The 279-nt window shown below is 72.8% G+C and carries 1 protein-coding gene; it reads left to right on the top strand.

Translation table 11 applies throughout. The features are described from left to right. Positions 1-29 precede the first annotated feature (29 nt). On the top strand, positions 30-279 hold a 250-nt coding region (eutB, locus tag ACLBXO_RS32275), incomplete at its 3' end, for an ethanolamine ammonia-lyase subunit EutB (RefSeq protein ID WP_447687976.1).

The raw sequence follows: 279 nt of genomic DNA, 5'->3' as shown, positions 1-279 counted from the left end.
AGATCCGACAGCGCGCCGGGAGCGCCCGCATGGCCTACGCGACGACGATCGAAGGCACACGCTTCACCTTCCCCGACCTGCGCAGCCTGCTCGCCAAGGCCACGCCGGAGCGCTCGGGCGACCAGCTTGCCGGGCTGTGCGCGGAAGGGCCGGTCGAGCGCCTGGCCGCGCAGATCGCCCTCGCCGACCTGCCGCTGAGGACCTTCCTGGCCGAGGAGCTGATCCCCTCGGACGAGGACGAGGTCTCCGACCTCATCGCCCGCCGCCACGACGCGCAAG

Source organism: Methylobacterium sp. C33D, from assembly GCF_053345825.1.
This window is presented reverse-complemented; position numbering and strand designations above follow the sequence as displayed.